Annotated in this window: 9 protein-coding genes and 1 other RNA gene; 2 read left to right on the forward strand and 8 right to left on the reverse strand. The window is 43.3% G+C overall.

Annotated features, from left to right (window positions below):
- Positions 1-58 precede the first annotated feature (58 nt).
- The 7 genes from ACIY14_RS02580 to ACIY14_RS02610 all read right to left on the reverse strand — a co-directional run bounded on the left by ACIY14_RS02580 (position 59) and on the right by ACIY14_RS02610 (position 6,285).
- Entirely contained in the window at positions 59-748 is a 690-nt protein-coding gene (locus tag ACIY14_RS02580; RefSeq protein WP_000518005.1) for a response regulator transcription factor, read from the reverse strand.
- An 11-nt stretch (positions 749-759) separates the two neighbouring features.
- Positions 760-2,184 (reverse strand): NADP-dependent phosphogluconate dehydrogenase, encoded by a 1,425-nt coding sequence (gndA, locus tag ACIY14_RS02585; protein WP_007518502.1) that lies wholly within the window; start codon positions 2,182-2,184, stop codon positions 760-762.
- Positions 2,185-2,259: 75 nt separating this feature from the next.
- Positions 2,260-3,702 carry a cell division site-positioning protein MapZ family protein gene (locus ACIY14_RS02590; protein ID WP_409001413.1) on the reverse strand — a complete coding sequence of 481 codons (1,443 nt, stop codon included), beginning with the start codon at positions 3,700-3,702 and terminating at the stop codon, positions 2,260-2,262.
- A 12-nt stretch (positions 3,703-3,714) separates the two neighbouring features.
- Positions 3,715-4,872 carry a class I SAM-dependent RNA methyltransferase gene (locus tag ACIY14_RS02595; protein WP_409001414.1) on the reverse strand — a complete coding sequence of 386 codons (1,158 nt, stop codon included), beginning with the start codon at positions 4,870-4,872 and terminating at the stop codon, positions 3,715-3,717.
- An 84-nt stretch (positions 4,873-4,956) separates the two neighbouring features.
- Positions 4,957-5,338, reverse strand: an RNA gene (gene rnpB, locus ACIY14_RS02600) — RNase P RNA component class B.
- A gap of 23 nt (positions 5,339-5,361) precedes the next feature.
- Entirely contained in the window at positions 5,362-5,688 is a 327-nt protein-coding gene (gene gpsB / locus ACIY14_RS02605) for a cell division regulator GpsB (RefSeq protein ID WP_009729806.1), read from the reverse strand.
- Between the two features lie 69 nt (positions 5,689-5,757).
- Complete coding sequence (locus tag ACIY14_RS02610; RefSeq protein WP_409001415.1) at positions 5,758-6,285, reverse strand: SLOG family protein; 528 nt, start codon at positions 6,283-6,285, stop codon at positions 5,758-5,760.
- A 66-nt stretch (positions 6,286-6,351) separates the two neighbouring features.
- On the opposite strand from ACIY14_RS02610, the gene recU reads away from it, so the two are divergent.
- Together recU and pbp1a are read left to right on the forward strand one after the other, a co-directional pair.
- Positions 6,352-6,948, forward strand: a complete 597-nt coding sequence (recU, locus tag ACIY14_RS02615) for a Holliday junction resolvase RecU (protein ID WP_000248760.1) — start codon at positions 6,352-6,354, stop codon at positions 6,946-6,948.
- The gene (gene pbp1a / locus ACIY14_RS02620) at positions 6,945-9,110 is read left to right on the forward strand and encodes a penicillin-binding protein PBP1A (protein WP_409001416.1); all 2,166 of its coding nucleotides are present in this window, start codon (positions 6,945-6,947) and stop codon (positions 9,108-9,110) included. The genes recU and pbp1a overlap by 4 nt, the downstream gene beginning before the upstream one ends.
- Before the next feature lie 167 nt (positions 9,111-9,277).
- Here the strand turns inward: pbp1a and ACIY14_RS02625 are convergent, their stop codons facing one another.
- Positions 9,278-17,638: an SIALI-17 repeat-containing surface protein gene (locus ACIY14_RS02625; protein ID WP_409001417.1), complete on the reverse strand. Its 8,361-nt coding sequence runs from the start codon at positions 17,636-17,638 to the stop codon at positions 9,278-9,280.
- Positions 17,639-17,704 lie beyond the last annotated feature (66 nt).

Here is a 17,704-nt window from a genome sequence, read left to right on the forward strand (position 1 = left end):
GTATGTCAATATATAGAAATTGCTCAAAAAAAGCAGTTACAAAACTGCAACTGCTTTTCTATTCTTGCATGGTGTAACCAACACCACGCACGGTTTTAATATAGCTTTTTTGACCTTTTACATCAAGCTTGCTACGTAGATAACGGATATAAACATCCACGATATTGGTTTCTGTCGCACTTTCGTACTTCCAAACACTTTCCAACAACTGCTCACGAGTCAAGACCTTCTTGCTTCCCATGAGAGTGGCCAAAAGGTCATACTCACGGCGCGTCAGAGCAATCATCTCCTCGCCACGATAAACGGTATGATGTTCTACATCCATACGCAAATTGCGGTAAGACGTTGGGACCTTCATCTGACTACAGTGTTGGTCGATAAAGTCCCGACCTCGGAAAATCGCTGAAATACGAGCCACCAGCTGATCAATAATCACTGGCTTATAGATGTAAGAAACGGCGAAGCGCTGGATTGTCTCAATCTGGTCTTGCAATTCTTCGCGATGGTCCAAAACCATAATCACTGAGGCTGGTTTTGTCCGACTAAGCCTCTCTGCAAAATCCTGGGCTGTCATATCCCCCAGACGAGCATTCAGTAAAATCAAGTCATAATCTGTCTGGAGAGCCATGGAGAGGGCTTTTTGCCCCTCCTCAACCAGATCAACACGGTATTGCTCTTTTTGGAGTTCCAGACTGAGAAAATGAGCGAGATTTCGTTCTTTCTCAAGTAATAAAATCCGTTTCCCCATGGCAGACCTACTTATTTTTCGTCATACCAAGAGTAGTGGAAGATTCCTTCTTTGTCTTTACGTTGGTAAGTGTGGGCACCAAAGTAGTCACGTTGTGCTTGGATTAAGTTAGCAGGAAGGTCTGCTGAACGATAGCTATCAAAGTAAGTAATAGCTGCTGAGAAGGTTGGCACTGGTACACCAGCTTGAACAGCAAGAGCTACGATATCACGCACTGCTTGTTGGTACTTAGCAGTAACATCCAAGAAGTACTCATCCAAAAGAAGGTTAGCAAGGTCTGCATCACGGTTGTAAGCATCTGTGATCTTTTGCAAGAAACGAGAACGGATGATACAGCCATCACGCCAGATAGATGCGATGTCCGCAAATGGCAAGTTCCAGTTATTTTCTTTAGAAGCCACACGCAATTGGGCAAAACCTTGTGCGTATGAGATGATTTTTGAGAAGTAAAGGGCTTGACGGATCTTTTCGATCAACTCAGCCTTGTCACCTTCAAATTTGAAGGCAGCTGGTTTTGGAAGCACCTTGCTAGCATGCACACGCTCTTCTTTGTATGTAGAGATATAGCGAGCAAATACTGATTCAGTGATGAGTGACAATGGCACACCAAGGTCAAGAGCTGATTGGCTAGTCCATTTACCAGTTCCCTTGTTCCCTGCAGCATCAAGGATATAGTCTACGATTGGTCCATCCTGACCTTCATCGTCTTTACGGCTCAAGATATCAGCTGTGATTTCGATCAAGTAGCTGTCCAATTCACCCTTGTTCCACTCAGTAAAGATTTCAGCCATATCTTCTGCAGAAAGACCAAGCAAGTGTTGCATCAAGTCATAGCTTTCTGCGATTAATTGCATGTCACCATACTCGATACCGTTGTGAACCATTTTCACATAGTGACCAGCTCCATCAGGACCGATGTAAGTCACACATGGTTTGCCATCTTCTGGTGCTTTGGCTGAGATTTCTTCGAGAACATCAGCAACCAATTCGTAGGCTTCTTTTTGTCCACCAGGCATGATAGAAGGACCTTCAAGGGCACCTTTTTCACCACCGGAAACTCCAGTACCGATAAAGTTAATCCCTGAGTTTGCCAACTCTTCATTACGACGGATGGTATCTTTGTAGAAAGTGTTTCCTCCGTCAATCAAGATATCACCCTTATCAAGGTGTGGAAGAAGGGCTTGGATAGTTGCGTCTGTACCAGGTCCAGCTTGAACCATCAGCATGATACGACGAGGTTTTTCGATTGAGTTTACAAAGCTTTCCACGTCATAGCTTGGCACAAAGTTCTTTTCAGGATGGCAGGCAATTACGTCTTCTGTTTTTTCTTTACTACGGTTGTAAATGGCAACTGTATAACCACGAGATTCGATATTTAGGGCAAGGTTACGACCCATTACGGCCATACCTACGACACCAAAGTTAGCTTTTGTCATGTGACACTCCTCTTGTTTAATATGTTTTATTTTATCATTTTTACCTATGAAAGGAAAGAATTTTGTAACGGACTCCTAATAGTCCAAGTCATCTGCATGGCCAGAACCATTCCCTACAAAGTAACCCGTCTTACAATTGAGGGTGAAGAGGTAGGTTCCATCCGGTTTGTAGAGGTTGTAATAGCCGTTTCCGTTTACAATATTGACACGTTCGAGAATGTATTGGTTGCCAGTGATGTAGCCACGTGCACGTGAGGTTGCTAAGATTTGTTCCAATACACCATCTGCAAATGTCCAAGCAGGGTTATTGCTATCGTCTACAGCTGATTGGTTGTAGGGTACACGACTAGCACTTCTTTGAAGATTAACCCCATCGCCAGACAAACCACCATTTGTGTCTCTAGCTGGTGCCGTGGTGCTTGTTGAAGGTGTCGTACTGCTTGCATTGCTTTCTGTAGCTGAACTTGAGCTTGCTTGACTCGTGCTAGAACTTGAGCTGGAAGCACTGGTTTGTTGGCTCTTACCAAGGCTAATCGCCTGAGCTAACAGTTTATCAAGCTCTGTATTTCCTGTTTTAACTTCCGTGAACTTAGCATCCGCCTTGGCTTTAGCATTGGTATCCAAGACACCGTCAGTAATAGCTGGACTTTCAAAGAGAGCATTGATATCTTGAATGGCCTTGATTTGAGTTGCTAGGCTATCGTATTTTGACTTAGCTAGTGTATAATCACGGCTACCTTCTAACTTATCTAGCAAGTTTTTTAGCTGGCTCAACTTATCGAACTGGCTATTTTTTAAAGCAGTCTTATTGGCATCTGTATAGAAGGCATCATAAAGCGTATTGAACTCTTGCAAGTCGGTTTGCGATTCTTGATTTCCTGAAGATGCTTGAGAAGACTGAATTTCTTGGTTTGAACGAGATACCTGACGGTAGACATAATACGTCCCAGCAAGAACAAGAATCGCAGCTACCACAGAAACGATAGTAATCAGACGTTTCTTTTTAGAGCCTGTTTCAGGTTCCGTCTGTACTGATCGTGATAGGGAAGTATAGGTTTCTTCTTGTTCCTCATTTTCCTCATTCATTTCCTTGGATGCTGTTTCTGTTAAAACAAGAGGCTCTATTTCAGCACTTTCTTCATCTTGAAGTGGAGGAACAAACTGAGTAGTTTCTTCATTGTCTATCTCTTCAATAGATTCCTCGGAAACCAGGTCTGAATCGTCTACCTGTTCAGAAGATTCACTTGATTCACGAACTTCTTGGATCATTTCCTCTAGGTTTTGAGTAGAAGCCAATTCTTCTTTTTCAAACTGACGAGTTTCGAACTTATCTGCCTCGATCTCTTCGCGGTGCTGTTTGATATATTTATCCAAGATATTGTCTTCAGGCAATACTCCAGCCTCAACCTCTTCATTCTTACGAATTGCTTGACCAACAGTCAAATCTTTTGCTTCATCAAAGTCGAATTGTGGCTCTTGCTGTTCTTTTTTATGACGATCATGTCTTTTCTTGCTCATGAGTTTACCTTTCTATTTTACCTCTTGGCGTTTCACACGCTGACCAAAGTATTGATACAAATCCACTTTCAAGGTCCCGTTATAGAGTTTTCGTTTTTTATCTGCTGGACTTCCGTACTTACTTTCAAAAGCTTCGTCACTCGTCAGGATAAACTTACTCCAGGTTTTCAGTGGTGCAAAGACCTGTCCCATCTCAGCATAAAGTTTCGTAACTCCTGCATCATCGGACAAGCGCTCCCCATATGGTGGATTGGAAATGATAACGCCATTGATCTTGTCTGAGCGCAAATCTTGTACCCGCATTTGCTTAAAGGTGATATCACCTGCGACACCTGCTACTTGAGCATTTGCCTTGGCAATTTCTACCATACGAGCATCAATATCACAGCCCATGATATCCAGCTCTATCTCACGATTGATTTTCTTAGCAGCATCAGTACGGACCTCTTGGATTAACCGATCGCTGACCCAGTTCCATTTCTCAAAAGCAAAGGAACGGCGAAGACCCGGCGCCATCTTTCTAGCAATCATAACCGCCTCAATACAGAAAGTTCCTGAACCACAGGTTGGATCAATCAAAGGCTTATCTGGATACCAGTTGGAAAGTTGCAAAATGGCCGCTGCCATATTTTCCTTGATAGGAGCTCCACCTTTTTCCGTACGATATCCACGTTTAAAGAGGCTAGAACCTGTCGTGTCAATCATAACAGTTGCCACATCCTTAAGAATGGACACCTCGATCTTAAACTCAGGACCAGTTTCCATCAAAGGAACTCCTTCTGGGCGGGCATAGTGTTTTTGTAATTTCTTCACAACAGCTTTCTTAGAAATAGCCTGAACGCTGGGCTCGTTATGAAGTTTAGACTTAACACATTTGGCCTTTGAAATCGGGAAACGCGCCCCAAGTGGGAGATAGTTTTCCCAATCTAGAGCAAAAACACCTTGAAAAAGCTCTTCAAAGGTCTTAGCTGGAAAACTTCCGACCACAATCTTGATGCGATCCGCTGCACGAAGCCAAAGATTGGTCTCAATGATTGCCTTCACATCTCCTTGGAAGCGGACACGCCCATTTTCAACCTGGCAATCATAACCCAGATCTCGCACTTCTCGTCCAACGACAGCCTCAAGACCCGCCGCAGCAGTTGCGATTAAATTAAATTCTTTTTTCATTTTACAGTCTTGCAAGACCTTTCTCTTGTTCACTTTAAAAAATGAGGTTGAGAAAGATTTCTCAGCCCCAACCTATATGCAATTTTCTATAAGCCATGTTTTGTTCCAGAAGTGACTAGGACCACTTCCTTCGATAATCATCTGTCTACCGCTAACAGCATGAAGCTGCTAGCAGTCAGAGTACTACGTTCGTTTCCGTGCACTCCATGCCCCGACCAAAATTTGGGTTGCTAGCTTGAGGGGTTTACCGCGTTCCACTCTCTCTGTTTCCAGAAAGACTCCGTCACTGTGGCACTTTCAAGTCTATTCTGACCTATCCGAAGACTTAGCCATTTCGACTGCCGTAACGATCACTCGTCCCTAGGCTTATGGATTCGCCTAGCACAAACACTACAGGCATCACAGCCTGTGCTAGCATGGACTTTCCTCATGAAAAGAGAACCTCTTCACGCGATTATCCAAAAATTGCACTCATGCTTTAGTCAATTATCAATCTTGGTTGTCTAAGATTTGCTTACCAAATACTTCTTTTTCGAGGCGATTTAAGCGTTTCAAAATATCAAAGTTTGTCATTGAAGTAGAAGCTGTTACTTCAATAGAGTCTGGTTGAGTTGGAGTCACTTGTGGTTTACGAGATAATTCCTCCTTCAAATCAGCAATCTCTTGACGAAGGGATTTGACCAAAGCTGCGTAGGTTTCATAATCCTTAATCACATCATCTAGGAATTCATCTACCTCTGCTTTACTGTATCCACGTACTTCACGTCCAAACTCTTGTTCAAAAATATCTTTTGCTGAAAATATAATACTTGCCATGTCTCTCTCCATTCTGGGTTACTAGTATTATTATATAAAAAAAGACAAGTAAAAATCAAGGTCAAAGGGTTACTTTTCAGAAAAATTTTCTGCTAGTTCATTTAACTCATCAAATGTTAATTGCCTTGTAACATAGTCCGCTTGATTTTTCATCATTTGGTAAAAATATTGTAATTTAGTTTTGTTTTCTTCATCATAAAAAAGATAGCAAATATCTGTGTTCTCCAGTAAAAATTTCTGATAATCATGTAGTTGTCCCTTGTGTTCATATTGTGGATAGGCATATTTGACAAAATCAACTTGCTTGAATTCGCTCAACTTCACTTGATTTGCTTCATTCCAATTACTGCCATGGGTTTCAAAATCAAAAATGGTCGCCAGCTGAAATCCATAGTCTATTTTCATGTCTTTCGCCACCTGAAGCGCCCAGTACTCAAAGCCCAAAGCCCCAGTAAAGACAAGCCAGGTCACCCCTTCCTCCGCTAGACGCTCCAGGTCTCTCCGAATAGCTGTTTTGATAATATCAACGCGAATATCCTTGTCATTAAAGAGACCAAGGTCGAAGGCAGAATAACCTGAAATCAAGGCTGTTGTCATTTTTAACCCTTTCTTTGTAAATTTATGATATAATAGAGTGATGTTATTGTACCAATAAGGAGAATTATGGTCAACTATCCACATAAAATTTCATCACAGAAGAGACAAGCTCCCCCGTCACAAACTAAAAATTTCGCAAATCGGGGAATGTCTTTTGAAAAGATGATCAACGCTACAAACGATTATTACTTGTCGCATGGGTTGGCAGTGATTCACAAGAAACCGACTCCCATCCAAATCGTACGTGTCGATTATCCCCAACGAAGTCGGGCCAAGATCGTTGAAGCCTACTTCAGACAAGCTTCAACCACAGACTATTCAGGGGTTTATGATGGATATTACATCGACTTTGAAGCAAAGGAAACTAGGCAAAAACATGCGATTCCGATGAAGAATTTCCATCACCATCAGATTCAGCATATGGAACAGGTCCTTGCCCAGCGAGGAATCTGCTTTGTCCTTCTTCACTTTGCTTCTCAGCAAGAAACTTATTTATTGCCGGCTGTTGACCTGATTCGTTTCTATCATCAAGATAAGGGACAAAAGTCAATGCCACTTGGATATATTCGAGAAAATGGATATAGGATTGAGCTGGGTGCCTTTCCCCAGATTCCCTATCTCGATATTATCAAAGAACATTTACTAGGTGGTAAAACAAGATGAACAAACAAACTATCCTGCGAATAGCTAAATATATCAGTATCTGCTTCTTAACTGTATTTATCGCAGCTATTATGCTGGGCGGAGGTCTCTTTCTCTACTATGTTAGCAATGCTCCAGCCCTATCTGAAAGTAAACTGGTCGCTACAACGTCCAGCAAAATTTATGACAATAACGATGAACTCATCGCTGATCTTGGATCAGAACGTCGAGTCAATGCGCAAGCAAACGAAATACCGACCGATTTGGTCAACGCTATTGTTTCGATTGAAGACCATCGCTTCTTTAATCACCGAGGAATCGATACTATCCGTATCCTAGGTGCTACCCTACGAAATCTTCGTGGTGGCGGAGGCCTTCAAGGAGCTTCAACTTTGACGCAGCAGTTGATCAAGTTAACCTATTTCTCTACGTCAACTTCTGACCAAACCCTTTCTCGTAAGGCTCAGGAAGCATGGCTCGCCGTCCAGCTAGAACAAAAAGCGACTAAACAAGAAATCTTGACCTACTACATCAACAAGGTTTACATGTCAAACGGGAACTACGGAATGCAGACGGCTGCTCAAAGTTACTATGGCAAAGACCTCAAAGATTTGAGTATCCCTCAATTGGCCCTCCTTGCCGGAATGCCTCAGGCTCCAAACCAGTATGATCCATACTCGCATCCAGAAGCCGCCCAAGAACGTCGCAATCTCGTCCTCTCTGAGATGAAGGGGCAAGGCTACATTACAGCTGAGCAATATGAAAAAGCGATTAATACTCCGATTACAGATGGACTTCAAAGCCTAAAATCAGCTAACAGTTATCCTCCGTACATGGATAATTACCTCAAAGAGGTGATTGACCAAGTTGAACAGGAAACAGGTTACAACCTTTTAACTACGGGTATGGAAGTCTACACAAACGTTGATTCTAAGGCCCAACAACGTCTCTGGGATATTTACAATACGGACGAGTATGTCAACTATCCAGATGATGAGTTACAGGTGGCCTCTACTATCGTTGATGTCACAAACGGGAAAGTCATTGCCCAATTAGGTGCTCGCCACCAATCAAGTAACGTTTCCTTTGGAATAAACCAGGCTGTAGAAACTAACCGTGACTGGGGTTCTACCATGAAGCCTATTACAGACTATGCTCCTGCTTTAGAATACGGCGTTTATGATTCAACTGCTTCAATTGTTCACGATAGTCCTTATAATTACCCTGGAACCTCTACCCCTGTCTATAACTGGGATAAGAGTTACTTTGGAAACATAACACTCCAGTATGCTCTCCAGCAATCACGGAATGTGCCGGCTGTAGAAACGCTAGAGAAAGTAGGACTTGATCGTGCTAAGACGTTTCTAAATGGACTCGGTATTGACTACCCAAGCATACACTATGCTAATGCTATTTCAAGTAATACAACCGAATCTGACAAAAAGTATGGAGCAAGCAGCGAGAAGATGGCTGCGGCTTATGCTGCTTTTGCCAATGGCGGTATCTACCGCAAACCTATGTATATTAATAAGATTGTCTTTAGTGATGGTAGTTCAAAAGAATTCTCTGATTCTGGTACACGTGCTATGAAAGAAACGACAGCCTATATGATGACAGATATGATGAAAACCGTTTTGGCATACGGGACTGGTCGAGGAGCCTACCTCCCTTGGCTACCACAAGCTGGTAAAACTGGTACGTCAAACTATACAGATGATGAGATTGAAAACTACATTAAAAATACGGGTTATGTAGCTCCAGACGAAATGTTCGTTGGCTATACTCGTAAATATTCAATGGCAGTCTGGACAGGTTACTCGAACCGCCTTACTCCTATCGTTGGTGATGGCTTCTATGTTGCAGCTAAGGTTTATCGTTCAATGATGACTTATCTCTCTGAAGATGATCATCCAGGGGATTGGACCATGCCTGAAGGCCTTTACAGAAGCGGAGAATTTGTCTTTAAGAATGGAGCACGCAATACGTGGACCCCTTCATCATCTACACAACAAAGTTCGACGTCTGAAAGTCCTAGCTCAACATCTGAGAGCTCGACTTCTCAGTCAAGCTCAACTTCTCCAAGCACAAATAATAGTACAACTACCAATCCTAACAATAATACGCAACAATCAAATACAACCCCTGGCCAACAAAATCAGAATCCGCAACCAGCACAACCATAACATTTATCACCCAGAGTATTCTGGGTGATTTTTTCATAGCAGTGTCGTATTTATGTGCTTATCAAAAGCCTGAGAAGAAATCTTCTCAGGCTTTCTGCGTACTATAAACCTCATTGGAAAAGATAAGAAACTGATTTTGTAATCTTGTTAAGAGGTTTTGTTGAATACTAGTCTTTCTTTGTTTTTGCTACAAAGAGAGCAGATAGGGCTAGGCTAACACCTGCTAGGAAGAGGGCTGAATCAGATTGACTCTCACCAGTTGCCGGCAAGATTTGTTCAGCTGTTTCTGGTCTAGCTATTTCTTGCTTATAATCTGGCGTCTTACCTTGATCGGAAGCTAAAGAGCTAAGTTTAAACTCAGGTTTCTCCACAGTTGGAGCGGCCTGATTGCCTACTGTCGATAATGGGCCTGTGTACTCTGGAAGCTCATGTACCAAGGCTTCAGCTGCATTGACACTTCCCTTGAACTCAGACTTCTCAACTGTTGGAGCGGCTTGATCGCCTACTGTTGCTACTGGGCCTGTGTATTCTGGAAGTTCATGTACCAAGGCTTCAACTGCATTGACACCGCCTGTGAACTCAGGTTTCTCTACAGTTGGAGCGGCTTGATCGCCTACTGTCGATAATGGGCCTGTGTACTCTGGAAGCTCATGTACCAAGGCTTCAGCTGCATTGACACTTCCCTTGAACTCAGACTTCTCAACTGTTGGAGCTGGTTGGTCACCTACTGTTGCTACTGGGCCTGTGTACTCTGGAAGTTCATGTACTAGGGCTTCAACTGCATTGACACCACCTGTGAATTCAGGAACCTCAAGAACAGGTGCTGGCTCTTCGCCCTTACTTGATTGAACCGATTCTTCTGTTAATTCTTGATAGAAGCTCGCCAATTCATAAAACTCAGCCTTGCCACCCTCCCAGACTAATTTAACGTCTAGAAGAGAGCCGCCATTTCGGATAGCAAAAGTTTGGAGACTAGATGTAATGGCACCGAGGTCTGTCCAGCTGTCTTGACCATCCTTGAGTGTTCTAGCAAGAATACGTGCTTGCACTCCTTCAGGAAGACTGGAAACAAGACGTAGATGGTTGGCTTTGGTTGGTTCAGATAAGTGATACACCAATTCGCCCTTGTCTTTTTCAGACTTATAGCTAGTCAAGACTTTGCCATCTACAAGATTATTATAAAGGTTGCCTTGGCTTTCTCCACTACTTCCTTCTACTGTTGGATCATTGATTGGTTTGACAAATTCACCATCGTTGATGACCAATTCTGTAAAGCCTACAAAACGGGCATCATAGTCTGCCGTATAGAGGACACGGAGATAGTTAGCTTTGACTGGTGTCGTCAATTCACCTTCGATGTAGCGATTTCCTGGCATCTTAGGATCATGTGTCCAACCATCTGTCAATGAATCATCGTGTTGGCTATTGGCCACACCATCTCCTACTGTAACGACATCTGTCCAAGTTTTACCGTCTTGGCTGACTTGAATCTTACCATCACGAAGATAGTTTTGTGTTCCGTCTTGGATATAAGCTCTAATCTTCTTGATAGTTCGTTCGCTGCCAAGTTTTAAGGTCACATGACCATCTTTATGGGCATAGTCTGAAAACTCAACGAAGTTGTTATAAACACCATCAAATAATTGATCTAGGTTGTTCAGTTTACGAACATCATTGCTACCATATGCTGGGTGAATGCCCATTGAAGTTGATTCCAATTTTGTTGGTTGCACTTCTTTGGTTGTCACAAGGAGAGAAGTGGCTGTAACAGCTTGCTCCTGATCTGTTTTGTTGACCAGACGTACATAACGTACTAAGTGGCTTGCTGCAGATCTATCAGTCAACTGGCTAGCTGGTGTCCATTCTTGCGCATTTGAAGAGTACTCAAGGCTAAGAGCTGGGTTGGCTTGGCCTTGGAGCTGGATGCTCTTGACCTGATGGATACGATCAAGTTTCATACCTAGATAGCTATTGGCAGGGAGTTTGGTTCCAGCTGGAATTTGAAGCTCATATCGTCCCAAGCTATCCACTACCGGCGCTTCCTTCAAGGCATCGACGTTGGTGTCTGTTAAGTCACTATTTCCAGAGCGTGTCTCAACAGAGAAGTCCTGGATACGCCACCAGAGGTCGAGTGCCTTAGTATTTCGTACCCGGATATAACGAGCATTGATAGCTCTAGTCACTTCCTTGGTTTGCTCACCTGATAGGCGATCCAACTCTTGCCATGCAGTTCCATCTGTAGAATACTCAAGCACACCTGCAGCAAGTTTATCACCTGTTCCTTGACGAAGGCGAACTTTAGTGACTGACTTGACTTCACCGAGGTCAAGCTGTGCCCAGGCATCTACTGGAGTGGTATTGCTACCGTCGGCGTTCGCCATCATGGCTTCTGTATTGTCCTTGCCATCAGTGATTTGACGAGCTGAGGTATTTAGTTTGTAAACTAAGTTTGAACTTAGACTAACTGTCGTTGCTTGTTGGCTACGAGCTTTCTCAACTGGACGGTTAACTGCAATTTCCTGAACTGCAAACCAGGTATTTTCACGATCTGCTGTCGCAATCATACGAACTGCCTTAGCCTTGATATTGAGATTCTCAAACTTAAGAAGGGATTCATTTCCGACATAGCTTGGCTCTTTCAAAGTTACCCAGTTATCATTTTCATCTTGATACTGCACTTCTGCCTTACTAAAGGTATCACGTGGATTTGCCTGAGTTCCCATAGCAAAGGTCAAGGTTTGGATAGCTACCGGATTGTTGAATTTCATGCCGATATAATCACCTGTCTTGATGCTATTTGGTGATTTAATAATCGCATGGGTTGCCAAGTCACCATCCGTTACTTCTGCTAAACCACCTTCTACACCTGTTCGATTGGTGATAAAGGTGCTGATGATTTGATCTGGGTGCAAGACTTTTTGAACTTCAGAAGCTAGAACTTCTTTCAGAGATAGGATAAATGGACGGATATGTTGAACACCCAATTCAGCCTTTTCCATATGGTCTACATAATGGAAGGTGTGAGTTTGAGACTGTTCGTAGAATTTCAAACCTTTATAGTAGCTATCCCAAAGTTTGGCTGCATCATTTGTAGCCATGGCTTCAGTTCCTGTAAGGAAAGCATCAAGGGCATTCATTTGGTCGATTGCATTATCCAACCAATAGTGGATTTGGGCAACCATCTTTTGGTCACCTGATGCTTTATAGAGTTCGGCTGCTTCTTTAATCTTGGCAAATTCTGCACGCAAGGCTGCACGTTCTGCAGTCACATCCTGACCAGCTTTGAGCTTGGTCATGAAGTCTGTTAATTTTGGAGCTAAGTCTACCGATTCTTCTAGTTTGACGACACGATTATCCATGTTTTGGTTGATCATGTGCTTACCAAGTTCGCGGAAGGCTGCTGATACCTTGCTATCTTCAAAATGACCATTTTCTACAAAGTTGAAGGCAATGTCATTGATTTTCTTAGCTTCTTCTTCTGATTTCCACTGTTTCCATGAGTATTGAGCTCCTGAAAAGAGGGCAATCTTAGATGGTTCAGACTGTTGCATTGGGTTCAACATGATACCAGATAGCAAGCTAGGATCCACATTCGGATGAAGGAATTTCTCACCACCACCTAGAATCAAGTGCTGTTTAGAGTTATCTGTTACAGGCCAGTTAATCCAAAGTGAAACTGGGCGATAGGTCTTGCCACCTGCGGATAGATTGTTTTTGAGAGTTGAAAGGAAGCTTTCAGAGGCTTCACCCCAAATCTTACCACCCGTCAAGGTCATGGTTGTTGATCTTGGGAGATTTTCATTGAGGGATTTCAACTCATCCTCACGTCCATTACCCCAATACTGTCCAGGAACAAAGATCATTTCTTTACGAAGACCGCTGTAAGTTCCCTGCATTTCAGTCAACCACTTGGTCATATCTTGCATCAAGCGGTTGTAGCTATTGTAGCCTCCAACTGGGCTTGGTGCATCATCTGCAAGGATACCAAATTCGCGGACACCCACTTTCATCAACTGGGTAAATTTAGCCTTGATGGTTGCCAAATCTTCTTGATAATGTGCTTCATTGCCAAAGCGGATGCGGTTGTTCATGAATGGATGGATAGTCCAGACATAGCGAGTTTTACTTTGATTTCCAACACGAGCAAGTTCACGAATTTCTGCTAGTTTTTCTTCTGGATAGAGTTCACGCCATTTCTTGTTGTGGTATGGATCATCTTTCGGTGCAAAGAAGTATTGGTTCAATTTCAAATCGCCACCAAAACGCATGAGCTCTGCACGATCTGCGTTAGACCATGGGTTTCCATAGTAACCTTCGATGAAACCACGGTTCTTGAGCTCTGCGTAATCTTCTACTGTCACATTGCGAAGAACTGGAACTTGACTTTCCTTGAGCATATGTTTCAAGGTTGTCAAACCATAGAAGACCGCATCTGTGTCTTTTCCGACGATGGAAATCGAGTTATCCTTGATGCTCAAGACATAGGCGTCAATCTTGTCAAAGAAACCTGCTGAAACCTTGGACAAGTTTTGCTCTGCTTGTGAACCTTGTCCATGCACTCCAAGATAGATATTGGTTGCGCCAGCGATTGCCGCCTTACCAGTTGTATAAGATACTTGATTGTCCTGCAAGACACTCTTCAAGCGATTGCGAGTATAGATATCGAGTTGATCGCCCATGACCAGATTGACTTGCTTACGAAGGGCTGTGACTCCTTCTCCATAAGTCACTTTTTGTGGCGTTGGGAAGACCTTGTACTCTTTCTTGAGATAGTCTGCGCTCTTGCTGGCAGCCACAATGCTGTCTTCGCTAGCTGGTTTACTTGCAGTGAATTGATCTGCCAATTCAACTGTTCCATCACCGGTTTGGTCTACTTTTGGTTTTTCAGGAGTAGTTGGTGGTTGAGGCTGACTTGGTTCAGGTGTTTCTTGTCCTTCTTTGGCAGGTTTCAATAGATGAACTTCGGCTGCACTTGCAAAACCACCAACGCCTTCCAATACTTTCAACTCAATCTTGTTGGTATCTACCGCCGCAAAGTTGACTGTTTTTTCTTGGGCGTTGTTGTCCCAGTTTCCTTCTGAAATCTTGACCATTTGGCCATCTTTTTGTGCGTAGATTTCGTAGCGGGTAACGACACCATTCCCACCACCAGGACGTGGGAGATAAGTCAAGCCATTGACTTTTTCTGCTTCTTTCAAGGTCATAGTAAGGGTATATGGCGCAGTATCACCAGTCCATTTAGTATGCCAGAAGGTATTTGGATCATTGTCAAAGGCCTTTTCAACAGCGCCTTCAGTCGCGTTTCCTGGAAGTTGCTGACTACTTGCGGTTGCCGTAATCTTATCATTTGAAATCAAACGAGGATTTACAAATGGTTTGTCTGACAACTCTGCACTATGCAAGATTCCTTTGAAACCACCGATGCTTTCAAGCGGTAGAACCAAGCTATTGTGTGCAAAGCGAGGGTATTCTGGATTTGCAATACGCTCAATCTTCTCACCATCCACATAGACTTCCGTTGACTGTGGTTTGGTCACGATAGAGATTTGATAACGTTTGTTCTTTTCAAGTTTTTTCTTGAATTGGATATGGAACTGTTCAAACTGGTAAGCAAGGTAGCCGTCTTTATCAGCTAGATAAATACGGTTGTCCCCACTTGTTGAGAAGGTTTGTTCCCCGTCTCCAGTGACAGTCACATCAAACTTCAAGACGTGACTTGGACCAACATCACCAGCCAAGCCTTCGATACTGCTGTCTTTCTCAAAAGCCAATCCCTGTTCGCTTGTCTTCACTTTCTTGCTTGCATAGTTCTTGACTGTTTCAGAATTGATGGTAAACAAGTCGCTTTGATCAATCTCTTTATCAGGATTTGACTGTGGCGCATAAGGGCTCGTTGGTAGGGTACGTTCTGCAAAGGTCGCAGCTGCACGATCAGATCCCCAAGTGCGCTCCGCAGTAGTTTGCATGCTCTTGAAGAAGCGTTTAAAGATATCATAAGAGGTCAAACCGGTCTCATGAAGGTCGATATTGTCATTCCAAACTGCGTGCCCACCACCAATGATACTTGGATGAGAAGCTGGTAGAAGTGGACCTCCACCTGTTCTAAAATCATTCGGTGTCCAGCTATTGTACTGACGTTCGTAGTTAGCATAGTCCCCGTAGGCTGCTTGACTATTGCTTCCACTTGGCACACTATAGGTCGGTACATCCGTGATATTGATAATCTTAGCTCCCTGAGCAATGGCTTCATTTGGTCGTTGCCATCCGATACTCCAGATATCAACCTCTACTCCGTTCCAATCAACAGGAGTGTTCCCACGTTTCGCACTGAGTGAGCCCCAGATACGAGGAGTGTAACCTTTAGACTTGATATATTGGGTCAAATCATTGACATAGCGACGATAACTTTCTCTGCTACCATAGTATTCATCCGTTCCGATATGAACAGTGGACACGCCATGAAGCGGTGCATCTGGGCCATCGAGGAGTTTGTCATAAACTGATTTGACAAAAGCCAGTGTTTCATCGTATTTATTATCTAGGTCGAGCATAGCAACACGTTCAACGTTGTGTTTGCCAGCATAATCACTCAAACTACCTTGATACATGAGGTCTGGGCGGACTTTGACAAAGGACAAGGCGTGACCTGATGTGTCAATTTCTGGCACTAGGTTGATATGCAAGGCCTTGGCAAGTTTAATCAGATTTTGCATTTCTTCCTTGGTATAATGCTCATCTGATGTCAATTTTTGACCATTCTTACCGACAATGTCTGTCTCCACACGGAAACCAGTCTTGGCATGTTCAAGGACATACTTGAGTTGTTCTTCTGGACTTAAATTCTTACCTGCCAAGTGTTCCTTAAGGAAGATATAGTTATCGTTGAGGTGCAACTGCAAGTCGTTCATCTTGTAGTAAGCCATGTTGAGCATGATGTCTACAAGAGTGTCGTAAGGGATAAATTTACGACCTGTATCTAGCATAAAGCCACGGTGGCTGAAACTTGGGAAATCACGAATTTCGCCATTTTGTAGGTCTGTTTCTCCCATTTGAAGAAGAGTACGAGTCGCATAGAAGGCTCCTGTATTTGTGGCAGCTTCGATGGTAATCACATCATCTTGGATAGTGATGCCATAGCCTTCCTTGCCATAACCTTTGTTTTCAACCTTTTTAAATTCGATTCGTTTTTGAGCTTGCTTGTCACCTGTTGCTAGTTCCAATCCACGGCTTGCAAGGTCTGACTGGTAGAAGGTTGCTGCCTGATCAAAGCCAGAATCACCTGTCGCAAGGACTGTATCTGAAGTGATAGAAGATTGGCCTTCTTTCCCATACCATTGTTGAACAGCTGGTGCTACTTTTGGTTTCACACCCACACCTTCGTCCTGATGTAGCCCCTTGATGACTACTTCAAACTCTTTTGTAAAGGTATGACTGTCTCTGATTTGTTGGACCATGACCTTAACGCGTTGATCTGTCAGAGGTTTATGGATACGATTTTGAAGGTCAATCACACCTTGCTTGTTGCTTCCGATAAGGCTAACTTTCCCTGGTAAAGTTGGCAAGACAAGAGACTGTCCGTCTTCTGCTACTGTTAGTTCGGTTACTTGGCGGATATCCGTTACCTTACTGTGGTCCGGAACGTTAGAATAAGCTCGAATTTCTTGGATACCAACGTTTCTCCAACCCATTGTGCCCGCTTGATAGTCGTTAATTTCTAACTTAAGATATTTAGCTTGAATACTTTCAGCTAGGTCAACTTTCTCATCTAAAACAGGTTCTCCAGTCTTGGTATGAGCGAGTTTCCATTGTTTTTCTCCATTAGCGCCCACGTCTTCTTGACCTGCATAGTAGAGACTCCAAGATTTGATATTAGGGTCATTTTGCCCATTACGAAGACGACGATCCCAGTCAATTTCTACATGTTTGATCAAGGTAGTCTTTGGCAGAGTTAGTTCAAAAGTTGGTTTTGGTACATCTTTGTCTGTAGCCCAACGAGTATTGTCATCTCCATCGATAGCTTTATCCGCAGTAAAGTTGGTACCAGTCTCATGGTTGCTCGCCTGAGCAGTAGCACCTTCGAGATGGTTGACATCTTCTCTATCTTCAATTTGCTTTTCAGCTGGTTTTGCTGCTGGCGTAGCAGTTTCAGCTGGTTTATTGTCTGCCTTTGGTGTTTCAACCGGTTTCGGCGTTTCTGCTGGCTTGGGACTTGTAGGACTTGTCTCTGGTTTTGCCTCTTCACTTGATGTAGGATTGCTTCCTTCGTCAGTCGCTGGAGTTTCTTCATGACTTGCTTCTGTTGCAGCTTCTACATCCGCCTTTTTAAGCGCATCGGCTAAATCATCGGGTAACTTATCCAGTGCTTCAACATGGGTGATGCTTCCCTCTGTTTCTGAAGGAGCTGCTGTTTCTGCTGCCTGAACCATATTGGCGCCAAAGATACTAGCACCAATCATAACGGAGGCTGCACCGATTGCAAATTTTCTTATACTATAGTGACAGCGTTTCTCAAAAAAATGTCTATCCATCTTTCTCCTATTCCTTTCATCCGCGTACATGAGTAAGCGGTATCATTTCTCCTTTGAAAAAAGGAG

The sequence above is a fragment of the Streptococcus sp. ST16 genome, from assembly GCF_046098135.1.
Classification (GTDB): Bacteria; Bacillota; Bacilli; order Lactobacillales; family Streptococcaceae; genus Streptococcus.